19 protein-coding genes are annotated in these 18478 nt (G+C 59.2%); 9 read left to right on the top strand and 10 right to left on the bottom strand.

Annotated elements, in window-relative coordinates:
• Positions 1–31 precede the first annotated feature (31 nt).
• Positions 32–922, bottom strand: coding sequence for an inositol monophosphatase family protein (locus tag F7P80_RS04835; protein ID WP_151043129.1), 891 nt, complete (start codon positions 920–922; stop codon positions 32–34).
• Positions 923–1124: 202 nt separating this feature from the next.
• Between F7P80_RS04835 and F7P80_RS04830 the strand changes: the two genes are divergently transcribed.
• The 4 genes from F7P80_RS04830 to F7P80_RS04815 all read left to right on the top strand — a co-directional run bounded on the left by F7P80_RS04830 (position 1125) and on the right by F7P80_RS04815 (position 4750).
• Positions 1125–1925 (top strand): RNA methyltransferase, encoded by an 801-nt coding sequence (locus tag F7P80_RS04830; RefSeq protein ID WP_151043127.1) that lies wholly within the window; start codon positions 1125–1127, stop codon positions 1923–1925.
• A gap of 37 nt (positions 1926–1962) precedes the next feature.
• A complete protein-coding gene (cysE, locus tag F7P80_RS04825; RefSeq protein ID WP_054066654.1) occupies positions 1963–2862 on the top strand; it encodes a serine O-acetyltransferase in 900 nt (299 codons plus the stop codon).
• 155 nt (positions 2863–3017) lie between these two features.
• Entirely contained in the window at positions 3018–3677 is a 660-nt protein-coding gene (locus F7P80_RS04820; RefSeq protein WP_054066680.1) for a nitroreductase, read from the top strand.
• Between the two features lie 80 nt (positions 3678–3757).
• Positions 3758–4750, top strand: coding sequence for a Bug family tripartite tricarboxylate transporter substrate binding protein (locus F7P80_RS04815; protein WP_249041379.1), 993 nt, complete (start codon positions 3758–3760; stop codon positions 4748–4750).
• 39 nt (positions 4751–4789) lie between these two features.
• On the opposite strand, the gene F7P80_RS04810 is transcribed toward F7P80_RS04815, so the two are convergent.
• From F7P80_RS04810 to F7P80_RS04770, 9 genes are all read right to left on the bottom strand, one after another.
• Complete coding sequence (locus F7P80_RS04810; RefSeq protein WP_054066655.1) at positions 4790–5125, bottom strand: SMR family transporter; 336 nt, start codon at positions 5123–5125, stop codon at positions 4790–4792.
• Positions 5126–5151: 26 nt separating this feature from the next.
• Positions 5152–5958, bottom strand: coding sequence for a type I methionyl aminopeptidase (gene map / locus F7P80_RS04805; RefSeq protein WP_151043126.1), 807 nt, complete (start codon positions 5956–5958; stop codon positions 5152–5154).
• A gap of 315 nt (positions 5959–6273) precedes the next feature.
• Complete coding sequence (locus F7P80_RS04800; protein ID WP_058879767.1) at positions 6274–7584, bottom strand: citrate synthase; 1311 nt, start codon at positions 7582–7584, stop codon at positions 6274–6276.
• A 156-nt stretch (positions 7585–7740) separates the two neighbouring features.
• Positions 7741–8016 (bottom strand): FAD assembly factor SdhE, encoded by a 276-nt coding sequence (locus tag F7P80_RS04795; protein ID WP_058879768.1) that lies wholly within the window; start codon positions 8014–8016, stop codon positions 7741–7743.
• A 3-nt stretch (positions 8017–8019) separates the two neighbouring features.
• Positions 8020–8724, bottom strand: a complete 705-nt coding sequence (locus F7P80_RS04790) for a succinate dehydrogenase iron-sulfur subunit (protein WP_054066658.1) — start codon at positions 8722–8724, stop codon at positions 8020–8022.
• A 30-nt stretch (positions 8725–8754) separates the two neighbouring features.
• On the bottom strand, positions 8755–10560 hold the full coding sequence (gene sdhA, locus F7P80_RS04785) for a succinate dehydrogenase flavoprotein subunit (protein ID WP_054066659.1): 1806 nt from the start codon (positions 10558–10560) through the stop codon (positions 8755–8757).
• Between the two features lie 36 nt (positions 10561–10596).
• Positions 10597–10962, bottom strand: coding sequence for a succinate dehydrogenase, hydrophobic membrane anchor protein (sdhD, locus tag F7P80_RS04780; RefSeq protein ID WP_054066660.1), 366 nt, complete (start codon positions 10960–10962; stop codon positions 10597–10599).
• Positions 10963–10980: 18 nt separating this feature from the next.
• Positions 10981–11415, bottom strand: a complete 435-nt coding sequence (gene sdhC / locus F7P80_RS04775; protein ID WP_058879769.1) for a succinate dehydrogenase, cytochrome b556 subunit — start codon at positions 11413–11415, stop codon at positions 10981–10983.
• Positions 11416–11547: 132 nt separating this feature from the next.
• The gene (locus F7P80_RS04770; RefSeq protein WP_151043124.1) at positions 11548–12342 is read right to left on the bottom strand and encodes a GntR family transcriptional regulator; all 795 of its coding nucleotides are present in this window, start codon (positions 12340–12342) and stop codon (positions 11548–11550) included.
• A gap of 224 nt (positions 12343–12566) precedes the next feature.
• On the opposite strand from F7P80_RS04770, the gene F7P80_RS04765 reads away from it, so the two are divergent.
• The 5 genes from F7P80_RS04765 (at position 12567) to F7P80_RS04745 (ending at position 18393) form a co-directional block, all read left to right on the top strand.
• On the top strand, positions 12567–13553 hold the full coding sequence (locus F7P80_RS04765) for a malate dehydrogenase (protein WP_054066663.1): 987 nt from the start codon (positions 12567–12569) through the stop codon (positions 13551–13553).
• A 194-nt stretch (positions 13554–13747) separates the two neighbouring features.
• A complete protein-coding gene (locus tag F7P80_RS04760; protein ID WP_151043122.1) occupies positions 13748–14746 on the top strand; it encodes an HpcH/HpaI aldolase/citrate lyase family protein in 999 nt (332 codons plus the stop codon).
• Between the two features lie 51 nt (positions 14747–14797).
• On the top strand, positions 14798–15394 hold the full coding sequence (locus F7P80_RS04755; protein ID WP_151043120.1) for a hypothetical protein: 597 nt from the start codon (positions 14798–14800) through the stop codon (positions 15392–15394).
• Positions 15395–15459: 65 nt separating this feature from the next.
• On the top strand, positions 15460–18045 hold the full coding sequence (gene acnB, locus F7P80_RS04750) for a bifunctional aconitate hydratase 2/2-methylisocitrate dehydratase (protein WP_054066666.1): 2586 nt from the start codon (positions 15460–15462) through the stop codon (positions 18043–18045).
• A gap of 165 nt (positions 18046–18210) precedes the next feature.
• Entirely contained in the window at positions 18211–18393 is a 183-nt protein-coding gene (locus F7P80_RS04745; protein WP_054066667.1) for a hypothetical protein, read from the top strand.
• The last annotated feature ends 85 nt before the right edge of the window (positions 18394–18478 follow it).

Genomic DNA, 18478 nt, shown 5'->3' with positions numbered 1-18478 from the left:
GGTTTCTGTAGACAGAGGAGCAGGCAGTGACTTAGTCGTTCTGCTTGTCTTCGTCTTCTTCCTTCTTGTCTGCGGCAATGCCTGCGTCCACACCCAGCTTTTCTTCCACGCCAGCAAACTTGCTGTACTTGCTCAGGATGGACACCAGCTGGCCGTAGGCACGTGGGTTGCCTGCCAGGCATTCACGCTGCTCCAGGAAGTCGGCTTCACCTGTGAAGTTGCCCACCAGACCACCGGCTTCGGTCACGATCAGGCTACCTGCGGCCACGTCCCAGATGTTCAGGCCGGTTTCAAAGAAGCCATCGGTAAAGCCTGCTGCCACATAGGCCAGATCCAGTGCAGCAGCGCCGGGGCGACGCACGCCAGCTGTGCGCTGGGTGATTTCGCTGAACATGCGCATGTAGGCACGGAAGTTGTCGCCGGGGCGGAAGGGGAAGCCGGTGGATACCAGGCAGTCCTTGAGCTGGGTACGCTTGGACACGCGAATGCGGCGCTCGTTCAGGAAAGCACCACGGCCACGGGTGGCGGTGAACAGGTCGTTGCGGGTGGGGTCGTACACCACGGCGTGCTCGATCTTGCCCTTGACGGACAGAGCGATGCTCACGCAGTAGACAGGGAAGCCGTGGATGAAGTTGGTGGTGCCGTCCAGGGGATCGATGATCCAGACGTAGTCCGAGTTGGGGTTGCCGAACTCGTTGCCGCTTTCCTCGCCCATGATGCCGTGCTCAGGGTAGGCGCCCAGCAGGGTTTCGATGATGACGCGCTCGGCAGCTTGGTCGACTTCGGTCACGAAGTCATTGACCTGCTTCTGGGCCACACGAACGTTTTCTACGTCCAGAGCAGCGCGGTTGATGAGGGCGCCAGCGGCGCGAGCGGCCTTGATGGCCACGTTAAGCATGGGGTGCAGGGAGGAAGACGACATAAATTGTGCAGTAGGCGCCCAGCGCACCACCCCCAAATTTCAACTATCTCTTCTCTCTCAACCTGGGATGGCACACCGCTGAACGCGGATGATGAACGGGTGAACGCACGCCCGACGATGCAGGCAGCGACAATAGGGCGCAAATTCTAACCGGCTTGACCGATTTCTGCTGCCTGCTTGTGCAAGGCAGACCAATGCTCGAATGAAAACCCGTTTTATCCTGATTGAGACCAGCCATGCTGGCAACGTGGGTGCTGCTGCCCGCGCCATGAAAACCATGGGCTTTGATGACTTGGTGCTGGTGCGCCCACGCTGGGCCAATGTGCTGCGCAAGGAAGAAACCATCCAGCGTGCCAGTGGGGCACTGGATGTGCTGGACAACGCACGCATCGTGGACACCGTGGAAGAAGCCGTGGAGGGCCTGTCGCACCTGTGTGCCACGGCCATGACACCGCGCGACTTCGGGCCGCCCACACGCACGCCCCGTCAGCATTTTGAAATGCTCATGAAAGGAGCGCTGAAAGCGCAGGAGGTGCAAGCGCTAGAGGCTGATTTGGCAGATGTTGTGCAAACCGCAGACAGCATCCACGGCGAGCGCGGCATTGGCCTGATGTTTGGCTGTGAGCGTTTTGGCATGGCCAATGAAGACGTCTACCGCTGCGATGTGGCGCTGTCGATTCCGTCCAACCCACAGTTTGGTTCGCTGAACCTGGGTGCTGCGATCCAGGTGGTGGCCTATGAATGGCGCCAGGCGCTGGGCGGCTTTCCCGTGGTGGAGCACACACCTCGTCCTGAGCGTGCTGACGCGCAGCAGGTGGCCGGCATGCTGGGCCACTGGGAGCAGGCGCTGGCGCACATTGGCTTTCTGGACCCTGCTGCACCCAAGAAGCTCATGCCGCGCCTGAACCAGTTGTTTAACCGCGCGCAACTGACCCAGGAAGAAATCCACATACTGCGCGGTGTCGCCAAGGCCATGCTGCAAAGTACCCCACCAAAGCACTAAACTGTGCAGCCCTTTAGTTACAAATAACGGCCCTTTGATGCTTTCCCGACTGCGTTCTGACATCCAGTGCATTCTTGACCGCGACCCTGCGGCGCGTAGCACCTGGGAGGTCATTACCTGTTACCCAGGTCTTCACGCGATCTGGTGGCATCGCCCTGCGCACTGGTTCTGGACGCACAACCTCAAATGGCTGGGGCGCTTTACCTCGCACATTGGCCGCTGGCTGACGGGCATTGAAATCCACCCCGGCGCGGTGATCGGTGAGCGCGTGTTCATCGACCACGGCATGGGCGTTGTGATTGGTGAGACCGCCGTGGTGGGCGATGGCTGCACCATCTACCACGGTGTGACCCTGGGCGGCACATCGCTGTACAAGGGCACGAAACGTCACCCCACACTGGGCAAGAACGTCGTCGTTTCCGCCGGTGCCAAGGTGCTGGGTGGCTTTGAGGTAGGTGACAACGCCAAGATTGGCTCCAACGCCGTGGTCATCAAGCCTGTGCCCGCAGGGGCAACGGCCGTGGGCATTCCAGCACGCATCATTCCTTCCAAGACGGGAGAGAGTGCGGACGTGACCGACATGGCCGATCAGCAGAACAAGGTGGCCGACACTGCCAAGCCGCATGCCGCCCCTAGCCTGCAGGCTGCCAATGCTGCGGCTGCCGCGGCGGCAGCTTCTGCTTCTGCGGCCAAGGCTGAGCCCTGCGCCGATCAGGCCAAGGGCTTTACTGCTTATGGCGTGACGGAAGACGACCCCATCACCCAGGCCATGAAGGGCCTGGCAGAAGGTGCAGCAACCCACGAAAAGCAGCTGCAACTGCTGTGGGCCGCGCTGGAGCAGCTCTCTGCCAAGATCAATGCCGACTGCGTACCCTGCGAAGAGCAGCGTGGCGGGCATTTTGAGAAGGAAAAGATCGACCAGATTCTGGGCAAGTAAGGCCTGGTCCTGGGAACGCGCTATGGAAAGAGGCTTCGGAAGAAGCCTCTTTTGTTTTTGGCGCGTCACCAATGTTGCTTCGAACTGCTTGCAAGCTCCTGTACGCTTGAGCTTTTCAAGTGTTGATGACCCAGCATAGACAGGAACTGATTTCCATGGACGTTTCCCAAGCCTTGCGAGAGCGCCGTTCCGTGCGCGCTTTTACTTCCCAGGTGCCTTCGGCAGAGCTGGTGCAGCAACTGATGCAAGACGCAGCGCTGGCTGCATCGGGCGGCAATATGCAGCCCTGGCGTGTGGCTGCCATCACGGGCGAGCCGCTGCAAGCCTTGCTGGCAGATGTTGCCAAGACCTCGGCAGAAGAAAACCCTGCCCACCTGTCCTACCCACCGAACTTGTGGGAGCCCTACCGCACACGTCGTTTTGCCAATGGCGAGGATTTGTACAAGAGCATTGGCATTCCGCGTGAAGACAAGGCAGGGCGTCTGCGTCAGCTGGCCAAGAATGCACAGTTCTTTGGCGCGCCCGTGGGCTTGTTTGTCTTGATTGACCATCGCATGGGGCCTGTGCAGTGGATGGATCTGGGCATTTACCTGCAGTCCTTCATGCTGCGTGCCACGGAAGAAGGTCTAGCGACCTGCGCACAGGGCTTCTGGCGCCGCTATGACGCTGTCATCAAGCAGCACATTCAGGTGCCCGAGGAGTATCTGGTGGCCTATGGCATTGCCCTGGGCTATGAGGACAAGCATGCGCCCATCAACACCATGCGCGCCACGCGCGCTGAGTTTGCAGAGTGGGGGCAGCTGGTCGGGTTCTGAGTCGTCCAGCATGCGCTGAAAGCGGCCAGCAGGCATGCACTGCTGGCCGTTGTGTATTTTCAGGGAAGGTGTAAGACATCATGAAACAGCAACAACGCCTGATGGCAACGATGAGGCGTGCGACGGCGGTGCTGTGTGCCGCATTGCTGGCCCCCGCGCTGGCCCATGCACAGACGGATCACTGGCCCACCAAGCCGTTGCATCTGGTGGTGGGCTATGCGGCGGGCTCCTCGCCGGACGTGCAGGCTCGCCTGCTGGCCGAGCCGCTGAGTCAGCTGCTGGGGCAGCCCGTGGTGGTAGAGAACAAGGGTGGTGCCAGTGGCAACATCGGCGCAGATGCTGTCGCCAAGGCCAGAGACGGGCATACCATCGGCGTGATTGGCAATGGCCCGCTGACCAGTTCCAAATTTCTGTATCCACACCTGCCTTATGACCCGGTCAAAGATCTGGCGCCGCTGGCCATGATTGGCTCAGCACCGCTGGTGCTGGTCGCTCCCAGAAGTCTGGTCACACAGGACGCGGCGGCCTATCTGCAAAGCCTCAAGCAGCGCAAAGATGGCAACTACGCATCGGTGGGCACAGGCTCGGGTGGCCATCTGGGCATGGAGCTGGTGCAGCAGGCGCTGGGACTGGATTTGCAGCATGTGCCCTACAACGGCGGGCCTGCGGTGATCAATGGCTTGCTCGGCGGTCAGGTCCAGCTGGCTTTGCTGCCCACGTCTACCGTCATGCCGCTGGTGGAGTCAGGCAAGCTGGCGGCTCTGGCAGTCAGTGTCAGCCAGCGCAGCCCCCTCGCGCCCGGTGTGCCTGCTATGCCGGAAATTGGCGCTGGCCAGCTCGATATTGAAGTGTGGAATGCCGTGATGGCCCCGGCCTCCGTGCCTGAAGCGCACCGCAACCAGTTGGCGCAGGCCTTGCAGCAGGTGCTGCAGTCGGAAGGTGTGCGTGCCAAGTTGACGGCACAGGGCTGGCATATGGATGACACGAGCGCACAGGCTCTGGCGCGGCGCATGGCGCAGGATGCGCGCATCAATGGCGAGCTGATCGCCAGAAAAAATATCCGTCTGCAATAGTGCGCGCTGCGCAGAGGACGTGCCGCGTGATGTGGGGAATTAATGCCCCGCAGTCCTGGAAAACAGGTTGATGACCAGGACCCCGGCCAGAATCAGTGCCATACCAATCAGTGCCGGGGCATCCAGCTTCTGGCCCATGAAGATCCACGCAATGGCCGACACCAGCACCACACCAGCGCCCGACCATATGGCATAGGCCACACCGGTCGGGATAGTGCGCAGGGCCAGCGACAGGCAGACAAAGGCAATTGCATAGCCTGCTGCAACAATGAGGCTGGGCCACAGGCGCGTAAAGCCTTCCGCACTCTTGAGGAAAGACGTTGCCACCACTTCAGCGGCAATGGCAATGCCCAGGTAGAGATAGCTCTGGCTCATGGGTGGAATGCGTGGCTGTGGGGTGCTCAGGGCTTGGCGTACTTGCCTGTGCCTTCGGGCCAGGGTGTCAGTACTTCATAGCTGGTGGCGGTGACCAGCACCATGTGCTCCCACTGCGCGGACAGCGACTTGTCCTTGGTAATCACCGTCCAGCCATCGCTCAACTCCTTGGTGTCGTGCTTGCCTGCGTTGAGCATGGGCTCGATGGTGAAGATCATGCCTTCCTGCAGGGCCATGCCCTGACCGGGGTGGCCGTAGTGCAGCACCTGGGGCTCGTCGTGGTAGACCTGACCGATGCCGTGGCCGCAGTAGTCACGCACGATGGAAAAACCGTCGCGGTGCGCCACGGTCTGGATGGCGTAGCCGATATCGCCCAAGGTGGCACCGGGCTTGACGGCGCGGATGCCAGCCACCATGGCTTCATAGGTGGTGTCGATGAGCTTCTGGGCCTTGGCAGAGACATGGCCCACGGTGTACATGCGCGAGGTATCACCAAACCAGCCGTCCTTGATCAGGGCGACGTCCACATTGACGATGTCGCCGTCCTTGAGGATTTCCTTGGGGGTGGGGATGCCGTGGCAGACCACATGGTTCACCGAGGTGCATACGGTCTTGGGGTAGCCGTAGTAGCCGATGTTGGCGGGAATGCACTGCAGCTCGTTGACGATGAAGTCATGGCATAGCTGGTCCAGGTGCTCGGTGCTGACGCCGGGCTTCACATGGGGCGTGAGCATTTCCAGCACGCGCGCAGCCAGCATGCCCGCTTCGCGAGACTTGGCAATGCCTGCTGCATCATGGATGGGAGGAAGACGGCGGGGAGGGCGTTTGGGCATGGGCAAAGTAGCAGCACCGGGGCTGCATGGATACATGAAAAACTGCTCACACTGTAGCGTGTTGCTCAAGGCGCTGTATGCGAAGTTGCAGCAACTGATGCGCCCAATGCGGATTTGCCACAGGCAGTGGTAAAGCAAGTCTGCTCTTTTAAAAGTAGCTGTTAGCGCTGAATTTATAAGCAATTCAGATATAAAACACTTTGAATTCTTTGTGTATCAAGCGCTAGCAGCTATCAAAAACAAAGCCCGCAGGCTTTGCAGCATACGGGCTTTGTGTGGTGCAGGCCGCTGCCCGAGGAGGGCAGCGCCAGGCGATTAACGCTGGTCGATAGGCTTGACGTCGCGGGAAGCAGCGCCGGTGAACAGCTGGCGAGGACGGCCGATCTTGTACTCGGGGTCTGCCATTTGTTCGTTCAGCTGAGCGATCCAGCCCACGGTACGTGCCAGAGCGAAGATGCCGGTGAACAGGTTCACTGGAATGCCGATGGCGCGCTGCACGATGCCGGAGTAGAAGTCCACGTTGGGGTAGAGCTTGCGCTGCACGAAGTAGTCGTCTTCCAGTGCAATCTTTTCCAGCTTCTTGGCCAGTGCGAACAGCGGATCGTTTTCCAGACCCAGTTCGGACAGGATTTCGTTGCAGGTTTCCTGCATCAGCTTGGCGCGTGGGTCGTAGTTCTTGTAGACGCGGTGGCCAAAGCCCATCAGCTTCACGCCGGAGGACTTGTCCTTGACCTGTTCCATGAACTCGCCCACCTTCTCGATGCCGCCGTTGGCCTGGATTTGCTCCAGCATGTTCAGGCAGGCTTCGTTGGCGCCACCGTGGGCAGGGCCCCACAGGCAGGCTACGCCAGCAGAGATGGCAGCGAAGGGGTTGGTGCCCGACGAACCGCACAGACGCACGGTGGAAGTCGAAGCGTTTTGCTCGTGGTCAGCGTGCAGGATGAAGATGCGGTCCAGCGCGCGCTCGACCACAGGGTTCACCTGGTACTCTTCGCAAGGATTGCCGAACATCATGCGCATGAAGTTGCCTGCATACGACAGATCGTTCTTGGGGTACATGTAGGGCTGGCCCACACCGTACTTGTATGCCATGGCAACCAGCGTAGGCATCTTGGCGATCAGGCGGATCGCAGCGATTTCGCGGTGCTCTGGGTTATGGATGTCGGTGCTGTCATGGTAGAAAGCAGACATGCCGCCCACCAGACCGGTCAGCACAGCCATGGGGTGTGCATCGCGGCGGAAGCCACGCAGGAAGAACTGCATCTGCTCGTTGACCATGGTGTGCTTGGTCACGCGCTCTTCGAATTCCGCCTTCTGCGTTGCGTTAGGCAGTTCACCGTACAGCAGCAGGTAGCAGGTTTCCAGGAAGTTGCAGTTCTTGGCCAGTTGTTCGATGGGATAACCACGGTACAGCAGCTCACCCTTGTCGCCGTCGATGTAGGTGATGGCGGACTGGCAGGAGGCTGTGGAGAGGAAGCCGGGGTCATAAGTAAACATGCCCGATTGGCCGTACAGCTTGCGGATATCGATCACGTCTGGACCGACAGTGCCTTGGTACACAGGCAGCTCAACGCTAGGAGCTCCGTTGCTGAATGACAGGGTTGCTTTGTTGTCAGCGAGTTTCATTTCCAACTTCCTTCTCTGATTGGCACACCAGCCTGTCTGGTGAGCCTTGTATTTAAAGTTGCTGACACCTGCATGAGGTATGGGCTGTAAAGCCTTGCCTCGATGGCAAACCTGAGTTTTGCCGCGCAGGGTCAGCCACTCTGACGGTGTGCAGGGTCAAATGGGCTTGCGCACCATTTGTAGCACTTCTCTAACTTCGGGGGTGTCCAATGCTCCTTCCGGCTCCTTGCGGCGCAGGAAAAGGTCCATCAGATCGTTGTCTGCCAAGTCCATCAAGGCAGACAGACCAATTGCGTGTCTCCGCGTCAATTGGTTGCCATAGGTGGCAAAGAACTGTTCGATGAACAGGTCGTTTTCGACCAGGCCACGGCGGCTGCGCCACCGTAGCAAGTCGCGTTCCCGTTCTTCGATAGGCGTGTCCAGCTCGTTCATGGCTTAGACGGCGCGGCGCACCATCAATTCCTTGATCTTGCCGATGGCCTTGGTGGGGTTCAGGTGCTTGGGACACACGTCCACACAGTTCATGATGGTGTGGCAACGGAACAGGCGGTAAGGGTCCTGCAGGTTGTCCAGACGCTCGCCGGTCGCTGTGTCGCGGCTGTCCGCGATGAAGCGGTATGCCTGCAGCAGGCCAGCGGGGCCCACGAACTTGTCGGGGTTCCACCAGAACGAGGGGCAGCTGGTCGAGCAGCTGGCGCACAGAATGCACTCGTACAGGCCGTTGAGCTCTTCACGCTCTTCGGGCGACTGCAGACGCTCCTTGCTGGGCGTTGCGTAGATGTCGCTTTGCAGGTAAGGCTTGATCGAGTGGTACTGCTTGAAGAACTGGGTCATGTCCACGATCAGGTCGCGGATCACTGGCAGACCGGGCAGGGGCTTGAGAACGATGTCGCCCTTGAGGGTGTTCATGTTCGTCAGGCAGGCCAGACCGTTCTTGCCATTGATGTTCATGGCGTCAGAACCACACACACCTTCGCGGCAGGAGCGACGGAAGGAGATCGAGGGGTCCTGGGCCTTGAGCTTGACCAGGGCATCCAGCAGCATGCGCTCGTGGCCGTCGAGTTCGACCTCCACAGTCTGCATGTAAGGCTTGGCGTCCTTATCGGGGTCGTAGCGGTAAATCTTAAAAGTACGCTTCATTTTGATGTTCTCTCGTGGGCTACTGCTGGATTAGAACGTACGGACCTTGGGTGGCACGGATTCCACGGTCAGGGGCTTGAGGTTCACAGGCTTGTAGGTCAGGCTGTTGGATGCGCTGTCCCACAGGGTGTGCTTCAGCCATTCCTTGTCGTTGCGGCCCAGCGGGAATTCCGCGTGGTCAGCAGGATGCTCGTAGTCGTACACGGTGTGTGCACCGCGGCATTCGTGGCGAGCGGCAGCGGAGGTCATGGTGGCCTGAGCAACTTCGATCAGGTTGTCCACTTCCAGGGCTTCCATACGGGCGGTGTTCCAGACCTTGGACTTGTCCTTCAGGCCCACAGCGCCGACCTTTTCGCGGATGGCGTTGATCTTGACCACACCTTCGTCCATGCCCTTCTGGGTACGGAAGACGCCAGCGTGCTGCTGCATGGACTGACGGATTTCGTTGGCCACGTCCTGGGCGTAGATGCCTTCCTTGGAATTGTCCAGTGCGTTGAGGCGCTCCAGCGTGCGATCGGATGCATCGGCTGGCACCTGGTGGTGGTCGCCAAAGCCTTTGACGAATTCCACAATGTGCTTGCCAGCAGACTTGCCGAACACCAGCAGGTCCAGCAGGGAGTTGGTGCCCAGGCGGTTGGCGCCGTGCACGGACACGCAGGAGCACTCGCCCACGGCGTACAGACCGTTGACGGTGGTGTTCTGTGTGCCGTTCCAAGTCACCACTTGACCATGGATGTTGGTGGGGATACCACCCATCATGTAGTGGATGGTAGGCACCACAGGGATGGGCTCCTTGGTGATGTCCACGTTGGCGAAGTTGTGGCCGATTTCTTCCACGGAAGGCAGACGCTTGCGGATGGTTTCGGCACCCAGGTGGTCCAGCTTCATCAGGATGTAGTCCTTGTTAGGACCGCAGCCACGACCTTCCTTGATTTCCTGGTCCATGGAGCGCGACACGAAGTCACGGGGTGCCAGGTCCTTCAGGGTAGGAGCGTAGCGCTCCATGAAGCGCTCGCCTTCGCTGTTGAGCAAAATTGCGCCTTCGCCGCGGCAGCCTTCGGTCAGCAGCACGCCAGCACCAGCCACGCCGGTGGGGTGGAACTGCCAGAACTCCATGTCCTGCAGAGGAATGCCAGCACGCGCTGCCATGCCCAGGCCGTCACCGGTGTTGATGAAGGCATTGGTCGATGCCTGGAAGATACGGCCTGCACCGCCGGTAGCCAGCAGCACAGCCTTGGCGTGCAGTTCGTACAGGTCACCGGTTTCCAGCTCCAGTGCAGTCACGCCCACTACGTCACCCTGGGTGTTGCGGATCAGGTCCAGCGCCATCCACTCCACGAAGAAGTTGGTCTTGGACTTGACGTTCTGCTGGTACAGGGTGTGCAGCATGGCGTGGCCAGTACGGTCAGCAGCAGCGCAGGCGCGCTGCACAGGCTTTTCACCGTAGTTGGCAGTGTGGCCGCCGAAGGGACGCTGGTAGATGGTGCCGTCGGGGTTGCGGTCGAACGGCATGCCGAAGTGTTCCAGCTCGATCACCACGTTGGGTGCTTCGCGGCACATGAACTCGATGGCATCCTGGTCGCCCAGCCAGTCCGAACCCTTGATGGTGTCGTAGAAGTGGTAGTGCCAGTTGTCTTCGTTCATGTTGCCCAGCGATGCGGACACGCCACCCTGTGCAGCCACAGTGTGCGAACGTGTGGGGAACACCTTGGACAGCGAAGCCACGCTCAGACCAGCGCGGGAAAGTTCCAGTGCGGCACGCAGACCGGAGCCGCCAGCGCCGACGATGACAACGTCAAACTTGCGCTTGGTGATGTTTGCTTTTGTGTAGCTCATTCTTAACTTTCAATCGTGGAAGCGGTCTTGCGCCAATTACAGACGCCACAGAACTTGGAAAGCCCAGCCTGCGCAGCCAACCAGCCAAATCAGGGTCGCAACGTGCAAAGTCAGGCGAAGGCCCACGGACTTCACATAGTCCATCCAGACGTTACGAACACCCACCCAGACGTGCCAAGCCAGGGCAACGATCACGCCAAAGGTGACAAACTTCATCCACTGAGCGGCAAAGATGCCAGCCCACAGTTCGTAGCCGATTTCGCCCTTGGCGAAGATCAGCTGCGCCAGAACCACGATGGTGAAGATCACCATCAGCACAGCGGTAATGCGCTGTACCAGCCAGTCGCGCAGGCCGTAGTGACCGCCGACGACGATGCGTTTGGAGCCGTAATTCACAGACATGATGGATCCCTCTTTTTCTTAGTACAGGCCAAACAGCTTGGCGCCCAGAACCACCGTCAGGCCAATGCTGATGATGAATACGGTGATGGCGGAAGAACGTGCATAGGACTTGCTGACCAGGTCGTGGTTGGTGTCCATGAGCAGGTGGCGGATACCAGCGCACAGGTGGTGCAGGTAGGACCAGATGATGGCCAGCGTGACGAGCTTGATGAACCAGCCGGGCACGAAGCCGCAGCCTTCGTTGAATACGGCCTTGAACTGCGTGAACGAGACCTCGGAGGACAGCGATGTGTCCAGCATCCAGATCACAAACGGCAGCAGGGCAAACATCAGCATGCCGCTGATACGGTGAAGAATCGACACATAGCCGCCTACGGGCAGGCGGTGTGGAAGACCTTCTAATACATTGATGTTGCGGAACTCAGGCCGCTTCTTTTTTTCAAGCTCTGTCATAGCGGGGGTGCTTTCTTGGATGTAACTGCGTTGTAATCGCACGGAGCAAAAGAACCAAAATTCTATTGCATGCAGCCCTGCTGGGGCTACTTGGCGTACGAAACTTTCCCTGTGGCTTGAGCTGGTGCAGGCCTAGCTCAAGGCGTTTCTGTAGTGATGTGTGTCTGTTCTATAGATACCGCGTCGTAACTCCATGGGAATATCGTTGTACGTATAGGCAATGCGCTCCACGCTCAGCAACGGAGTCTGAGTGGTCACATCAAGTAATTGGGCCTGCGATTCGTCAGGCAGGACGGCCCGCAGTTTTTCATCGGCACGCACCATGCGCACGCCGAAATCCGTTTCAAACATGGCATAGGTCGGCCCCTGACAGGTGGCCATCTGCTCAGCCGTCAGTCCTTTGAAAGCATGGCCGGGCAGCCAGATGTCTTCCAGGATGGTGGGGGTGTCACTGAAGGCCAGTACGCGACGAATCTGTACCACGGTATCGCCGCTGCGCAAGGCCAGCAGGCGTGCAATTTCGGCAGGGGCGCGCACGCGCTTGCATTCGAGTATGGAGCGCTGGGCACGGCCTTCGCCCTGCAGGTCGCCGACATCGGGGTGCAATTTCAGAAAGCGGTACTGCACCTGCTGCGCAGAGTGGGTGGCAACAAATGTGCCTTTGCCCTGGCGGCGCATGACCAGATTTTCAGCAGCCAGCTCATCAATGGCTTTGCGCACGGTTCCCTGGCTGACCTTGAAGCGTGCAGCCAGTTCCATCTCGCTGGGGATCAACTCTCCGGGGCGCCACTCGCCAGCTTGCAGGCTTTGCAGGATCAAGCCTTTGATTTGCTGGTACAGAGGGCTGAAGGCAGGGGTGAGTGCACTGGCGGAATTAGCGTGAGCGCCAAAAGCACTGTCGGAAGAAGTTGGTTGCGATAAGGACATAGGGGGTGTGGAAAAAGCAAAGCCTCCGGATGCGATTCTGAGCCTGTGGATGTTGTGTGGCTCAGGGTGAGATCATATCTTATATAAGACATAAGACAAATTGACCGAGAGGCAAAATCAAGAGTACACTTTACGCCTGTTTACGGAGCACAGGCCGCTGGTTGCACAGGCTGGGGCAGCAGTGCACCGACAACTATTTATTTCCGAAATCTGGAGTTTTCACCATGAGCAAGAAGCCCGTTCGTGTTGCCGTTACTGGCGCCGCAGGTCAAATCGGTTACGCCCTGTTGTTCCGTATCGCATCCGGCGAAATGTTGGGCAAGGATCAGCCCGTTATTTTGCAGCTGCTCGAAATTCCTGACGAGAAGGCTCAGAACGCGCTCAAGGGCGTGATCATGGAGCTGGAAGACTGCGCATTCCCTCTGCTGGCTGGCATCGAAGCTCACTCCGACCCCATGCAAGCCTTCAAGGACACCGACTACGCGCTGCTGGTTGGTGCTCGTCCTCGTGGCCCCGGCATGGAACGTGCCGACCTGCTGGCTGCTAACGCACAGATCTTTACCGCTCAAGGCAAGGCGCTGAACGCAGTGGCCTCGCGCAACGTGAAGGTGTTGGTGGTGGGTAACCCTGCCAACACCAATGCCTACATCGCCATGAAGTCGGCACCTGATCTGCCTGCCAAGAACTTCACCGCCATGCTGCGTCTGGACCACAACCGCGCTGCTTCCCAGCTGGCTACCAAGGGTGGTTTCAAGGTGGGCGACATCAAGAAGCTGACCGTGTGGGGCAACCACTCGCCGTCCATGTACGCCGACTACCGTTTCGCCACCGTTGATGGCAAGTCTGTGAAAGACATCATCAATGATCAGGAATGGAACGCCAACGTATTCCTGCCTACCGTGGGCAAGCGTGGCGCAGCCATCATCAACGCACGTGGTCTGTCGTCGGCTGCTTCGGCTGCCAACGCTGCCATCGACCACATGCGCGATTGGGCCCTGGGCTCCAATGGTGAGTGGGTGACGATGGGTGTGCCCTCCACTGGCGCATACGGCATTCCCGAAGGCATCGTGTTCGGCTTCCCTGTGATCACCGAAAACGGCGAATACAAGATCGTCGAAGGTCTGGAAATCGATGCCTTCTCGCAAGAGTGCATCAACAAGACCCTGGCCGAACTCGAAGGCGAGCGCGACGGCGTGAAGCACCTGCTGTAAGGCGGTGACTTCCCACGAATCTTGATGGATTCATCCCCTGCAATGCGGTATACGCGTTGCAGGGGCTCTCTTTCCTGGAGAGGTCTTTTGCGCAACATGCAGGCGTGCTGGTTGAGCAAAAGATGTTTTACAGGTGGCTGTATGGAGTGATCCGGATCAGCCTTTTCTGAGTGCTCTGTTCACTCCTGCCATTCATGCGTACAGCCAGCCATCCCCGCGAGATCCTGTTGGGCGCCCAAGCAGCAGCCCATATGCTGCCTGTCTGCGACCATTACAGCGGCGTGGAAGTGCGCATGCGCAAGAGCCTGGAACTGCAGGCGCAGATGCTGCAGGAGTTTGGCACCTGCGTGTTTGATGTGACGCTGGACTGTGAAGACGGCGCAGCCGTTGGCCAGGAAAAAGCCCATGCTCTGCTGGTTGCGCAGCTGGCCAAGGACGTCCAAGACGGCTGTCGCGTCGCAGCACGCGTGCATGCCGTAGATCACTCCGCATTTGCCGAAGACATTGCCACCATTGTGGGCGAAGCAGGCCACAGGCTCTGCCACATCATGCTGCCCAAGGTGGAGTCGGTCGATGACATCGTGCGTGCGCAGCACGCTCTGGAGCGTGCCGGTGGTGCACATATTCCGCTGCATGCGCTGATTGAGTCGCCCGCAGCCGTGCACCGTGCGTTTGAGATTGCCGCGCATCCCAGTGTGCAAAGCCTGTCTTTCGGGCTGATGGATTTTGTCTCTGCCCACGGTGGTGCCATTCCGGGATCAGCCATGGGGGTACAGGGGCAGTTTCAGCACCCGCTGGTGGTGCGGGCCAAGCTGGAAATTGCAGCAGCCTGTCATGCCCATGGCAAAGTGCCTTCGCACTGTGTGGTCACTGAATTCAAGGATGCAACGGCCTTGCAGGCGGCCGCGACCCGGGCCAGCCGTGAGCTGGGCTACACCAGGATGTGGAGCATTCACCCTGCACAGATTCGTCCTATCCTCGCAGCGTTTGCGCCTGCGGTGCAGGAAGTGCAGGAAGCGGCGGAGATTTTGCTGGCGGCTGAGCAGCAGGCCTGGGCGCCCATCAGCTGGCAAGGCGTGCTGCATGACCGGGCAAGTTACCGTTATTACTGGCATTTGCTGGAACGTGCGCAGCGCACTGGCATTGCACTGCCTGCAGAAGCGCGACAATGGCTGGATGGGAGCACGGCCTGAAGTGCCGTGTTTGTTATTGACAAGTTAATTGGAATATCCGCTGGAGTTCGCATGAAACAACTGATTGCCTCCGTACTGCTCATCGCTCCTGCTCTGGCTTGGGTGGGTGCAGCTCAGGCTTCTGCCGCCAAGCCTGCTGCAAGTGCTAGCAAGGCTGCGACAGCCCAGAAGAAGACTGCTGCAGTCAAGAAGACAACGGTCAGAAAGACCTCGGCACCGCGCAAGGCAGCAGCAGCTGCAGCTGTGGGTGGAGCAGGCGCTGGGGTCGCAGTTGCGGCGCTGACACCGCGAGCGCTCAATGCAGAGGAGATGAAGCTGGCTGACCGTGTCTATACAGGCCGTATCAACTGCGAACTCGGCAAGCATGTGAACGTGACGCGGGATGAGAAGAGCCCCGGTCACTTCTTTGTCAGCGGACAAGGCTTCAGCTACCACATGTCGCCAGTTGGGACCAGCACCGGCGTTGTGCGTCTGGAAGACCAGCGTGCTGGTGCCACGTGGCTACAGATTGCGAACAAGTCCATGCTGATGAACCAGAAACAGGGCAAGCGCATGGCCGATGAATGCATGAGTCCTGAGCAGCTGCAAGTTGCTGAAGCCATCAAGAAAAACCCGCCGCAAAGTCTGCTGGAGGCTCCCAAGAAGTAATTCCGAGGAGCTCAGACATTAGAAAAAGCAGCCCCCACTCTTAGAAAACCAATGGAGAGAGAACCATGTTGAAAGCCTACCGTGACCATGTAGCCGAGCGTGCTGCACTGGGCATTCCCCCGCTGCCCCTCGATGCCAAGCAAACCGCTGAGCTGATCGAGCTGATCAAGAACCCTCCTGCAGGTGAAGAAGCATTCCTGCTGGACTTGCTGACCCATCGCGTTCCTCCAGGGGTAGACGATGCAGCCAAGGTCAAGGCTTCGTTCCTGGCGGCCGTGGCCCACGGTGACATTCAGGTGGGTCTGATCTCCAAGACCAAGGCTACCGAGCTGCTCGGCACCATGGTTGGTGGCTACAACGTGCACCCCCTGATCGAGCTGCTGGACAACGCTGAAGTGGCTGACGTGGCTGCTGAAGGTCTGAAGAAGACCCTGCTGATGTTTGACTTCTTCAACGACGTGGCAGCCAAGGCCAAGGCCGGCAATGCCAAGGCCAAGGAAGTGGTGCAAAGCTGGGCCGATGCCGAGTGGTTCACTTCCCGCCCCAAGGTGGCAGAGAAGATCACTGTGACCGTGTTCAAGGTGCCTGGTGAGACCAACACCGACGACCTGTCGCCCGCACCTGATGCCTGGAGCCGCCCAGACATCCCGCTGCACTATCTGGCCATGCTCAAGAACACCCGTCCTGACGCGGCGTTCAAGCCCGAGGAAGACGGCAAGCGCGGTCCCATCCAGTTCATCGAAGACCTGAAGAAAAAGGGCCACACCGTTGCCTACGTGGGCGATGTGGTCGGCACCGGTTCGTCGCGCAAGTCGGCTACCAACTCCGTGATCTGGGCCACGGGCCAGGACATTCCCTATGTGCCCAACAAGCGCTTCGGTGGTGTGACGCTGGGCGGCAAGATCGCTCCCATCTTCTTCAACACGCAGGAAGACTCCGGCTCGCTGCCGATCGAGGTCGATGTGTCGAAGATGGAAATGGGTGATGTCATCGACATCTACCCCTACGACGGCAAGATCGAGAAGAACGGCGAAGTCATCGCCAACTTCCAGCTCAAGAGCGAAGTACTGCTGGACGAAGTGCAGGCCGGTGGCCGTATCAACCTGATCATCGGCCGTTCGCTGACTGCCAAGGCACGTGAGTTTCTGGGTCTGCCTGCTTCGACCGTGTTCCGTCTGCCCAAGGCGCCTGCTGAATCCAAGGCTGGCTTCACCCTGGCACAGAAGATGGTTGGTCGCGCAGTCGGTCTGCCAGAAGGTCAGGGCGTGCGCCCCGGCACTTACTGCGAGCCTCGCATGACTACCGTGGGCTCTCAGGACACCACAGGCCCCATGACCCGTGACGAGCTGAAGGACCTGGCCTGCCTGGGCTTCTCGGCCGATCTGGTGATGCAGTCCTTCTGCCACACAGCCGCTTACCCCAAGCCTGTAGACGTGAAGACCCACCGCGAACTGCCTGCCTTCATCTCCAGCCGTGGTGGCGTGTCCCTGCGTCCTGGTGACGGTGTGATCCACAGTTGGCTCAACCGTCTGCTGCTGCCTGACACCGTGGGTACAGGTGGCGACTCGCACACCCGCTTCCCCATCGGTATCTCCTTCCCCGCAGGCTCCGGTCTGGTGGCGTTTGCTGCGGCAACCGGTGTGATGCCTCTGGACATGCCTGAGTCCGTGCTGGTGCGCTTCAAGGGCAAGCTGCAGCCTGGCGTGACCCTGCGTGACCTGGTGCATGCCATTCCTCTGTACGCCATCAAGGCAGGTCTGCTGACCGTGGCCAAGGCTGGCAAGAAGAACATCTTCTCGGGCCGTATTCTGGAAATTGAAGGTCTGCCCGACCTGAAGGTGGAGCAGGCGTTCGAGCTGTCTGACGCATCGGCTGAGCGCTCGGCTGCTGGCTGCACGATCAAGCTGGACAAGGAACCCGTCATCGAGTACCTGAAGTCCAACGTGGTGCTGATGAAGAACATGATTGCCGAAGGCTACCAAGATGCCAAGACCCTGCAGCGCCGCATCGAGAAGGTGGAAGCATGGCTGGCCAAGCCCGAACTGCTGGAAGCCGACAAGGACGCCGAATACGCTGCCGTGATCGAGATCGACATGAACGAGATCACCGAGCCTATCGTCTGCTGCCCTAACGACCCTGACGACGCCAAGTTCCTGTCCGAAGTGGCTGGCACCAAGATCGATGAATCTTTCATCGGCTCCTGCATGACCAACATCGGTCACTTCCGCGCTGCAGCCAAGCTGCTGGGCGGCCAGCGTGACATTCCTGTGAAGCTGTGGGTGGCTCCTCCCACCAAGATGGACCAGAACGAGCTGATCAAGGAAGGCCACTACGCGGCATTCGGCACAGCCGGTGCGCGTACCGAAATGCCCGGCTGCTCGCTGTGCATGGGTAACCAGGCACAGGTGCGTGAAGGCGCGACCGTGATCTCCACCTCGACCCGCAACTTCCCCAACCGTCTGGGCAAGAACACCAACGTGTTCCTGGGCTCTGCCGAGCTGGCGGCGATTGCTTCGCGTCTGGGCTACCTGCCTTCCAAGGAAGAGTATCTGAAGGAAATGGGCGTGATCGATGCCGACAAGGCATCCGTGTACCGCTACATGAACTTCGACCAGATCGACGAGTACGCCGAAGTGGCGGCCAAGGTCTAAGCTCCGCAAGGCATAGACCGCAATGACAGAACCCGCCAGCTGGCGGGTTTTGTTTTGATGGCGGTCTGAAACATCATGCTGCTTTCAAAAAAAAAGAGCTGTTTGCGCTGGTGCAACGTAAGCGTCCAGGCATCCCACCTTGATCCAGCCAAGTCTGGGAAGCCTATGCGCACCAGCCGCAACGGGGTACATCTGCGCCCTGAGGTGTACGCCAAGATCATTCACTTGGAGGAAGAGGGCATTGTGCTGGTGCCTGTCGGGCTGGAACTGCCGGTGTACACAGGCAACCGCTACCAGCGCAAGCCGGGTGAACAGTTGACGCAAATCAGTCTCTGGCCCGAGCATTAATGCCTGAACACCAGACACACCAGGGCTGCATGCTGCACCCGCTACCCAACCATCTACATTTCAACAAGGAGCTACATCATGAAAA

The sequence above is a fragment of the Comamonas kerstersii genome, assembly GCF_008801935.1.
In the GTDB taxonomy this organism is placed as follows: domain Bacteria; phylum Pseudomonadota; class Gammaproteobacteria; order Burkholderiales; family Burkholderiaceae_C; genus Comamonas; species Comamonas kerstersii.
Note: the sequence above shows the minus strand (reverse complement) of the source record. Positions and strands in the feature narration are given on the sequence as shown.

Coding starts and splice junctions, on each gene's coding strand:
- F7P80_RS04820 (WP_054066680.1), top strand. CDS start 3,018: ATGGACGTTTCCCAAGCCTTGCGAGAGCGCCGTTCCGTGCGCGCTTTT.
- F7P80_RS04795 (WP_058879768.1), bottom strand. CDS start 8,016: ATGAACGAGCTGGACACGCCTATCGAAGAACGGGAACGCGACTTGCTA.
- sdhD (WP_054066660.1), bottom strand. CDS start 10,962: ATGTCTGTGAATTACGGCTCCAAACGCATCGTCGTCGGCGGTCACTAC.
- F7P80_RS04745 (WP_054066667.1), top strand. CDS start 18,211: ATGCGCACCAGCCGCAACGGGGTACATCTGCGCCCTGAGGTGTACGCC.
- acnB (WP_054066666.1), top strand. CDS start 15,460: ATGTTGAAAGCCTACCGTGACCATGTAGCCGAGCGTGCTGCACTGGGC.
- F7P80_RS04760 (WP_151043122.1), top strand. CDS start 13,748: ATGCGTACAGCCAGCCATCCCCGCGAGATCCTGTTGGGCGCCCAAGCA.
- F7P80_RS04765 (WP_054066663.1), top strand. CDS start 12,567: ATGAGCAAGAAGCCCGTTCGTGTTGCCGTTACTGGCGCCGCAGGTCAA.
- F7P80_RS04810 (WP_054066655.1), bottom strand. CDS start 5,125: ATGAGCCAGAGCTATCTCTACCTGGGCATTGCCATTGCCGCTGAAGTG.
- F7P80_RS04755 (WP_151043120.1), top strand. CDS start 14,798: ATGAAACAACTGATTGCCTCCGTACTGCTCATCGCTCCTGCTCTGGCT.
- F7P80_RS04790 (WP_054066658.1), bottom strand. CDS start 8,724: ATGAAGCGTACTTTTAAGATTTACCGCTACGACCCCGATAAGGACGCC.
- sdhC (WP_058879769.1), bottom strand. CDS start 11,415: ATGACAGAGCTTGAAAAAAAGAAGCGGCCTGAGTTCCGCAACATCAAT.
- sdhA (WP_054066659.1), bottom strand. CDS start 10,560: ATGAGCTACACAAAAGCAAACATCACCAAGCGCAAGTTTGACGTTGTC.
- F7P80_RS04800 (WP_058879767.1), bottom strand. CDS start 7,584: ATGAAACTCGCTGACAACAAAGCAACCCTGTCATTCAGCAACGGAGCT.
- F7P80_RS04770 (WP_151043124.1), bottom strand. CDS start 12,342: ATGTCCTTATCGCAACCAACTTCTTCCGACAGTGCTTTTGGCGCTCAC.
- map (WP_151043126.1), bottom strand. CDS start 5,958: ATGCCCAAACGCCCTCCCCGCCGTCTTCCTCCCATCCATGATGCAGCA.
- F7P80_RS04815 (WP_249041379.1), top strand. CDS start 3,758: ATGAAACAGCAACAACGCCTGATGGCAACGATGAGGCGTGCGACGGCG.
- F7P80_RS04830 (WP_151043127.1), top strand. CDS start 1,125: ATGAAAACCCGTTTTATCCTGATTGAGACCAGCCATGCTGGCAACGTG.
- F7P80_RS04835 (WP_151043129.1), bottom strand. CDS start 922: ATGTCGTCTTCCTCCCTGCACCCCATGCTTAACGTGGCCATCAAGGCC.
- cysE (WP_054066654.1), top strand. CDS start 1,963: ATGCTTTCCCGACTGCGTTCTGACATCCAGTGCATTCTTGACCGCGAC.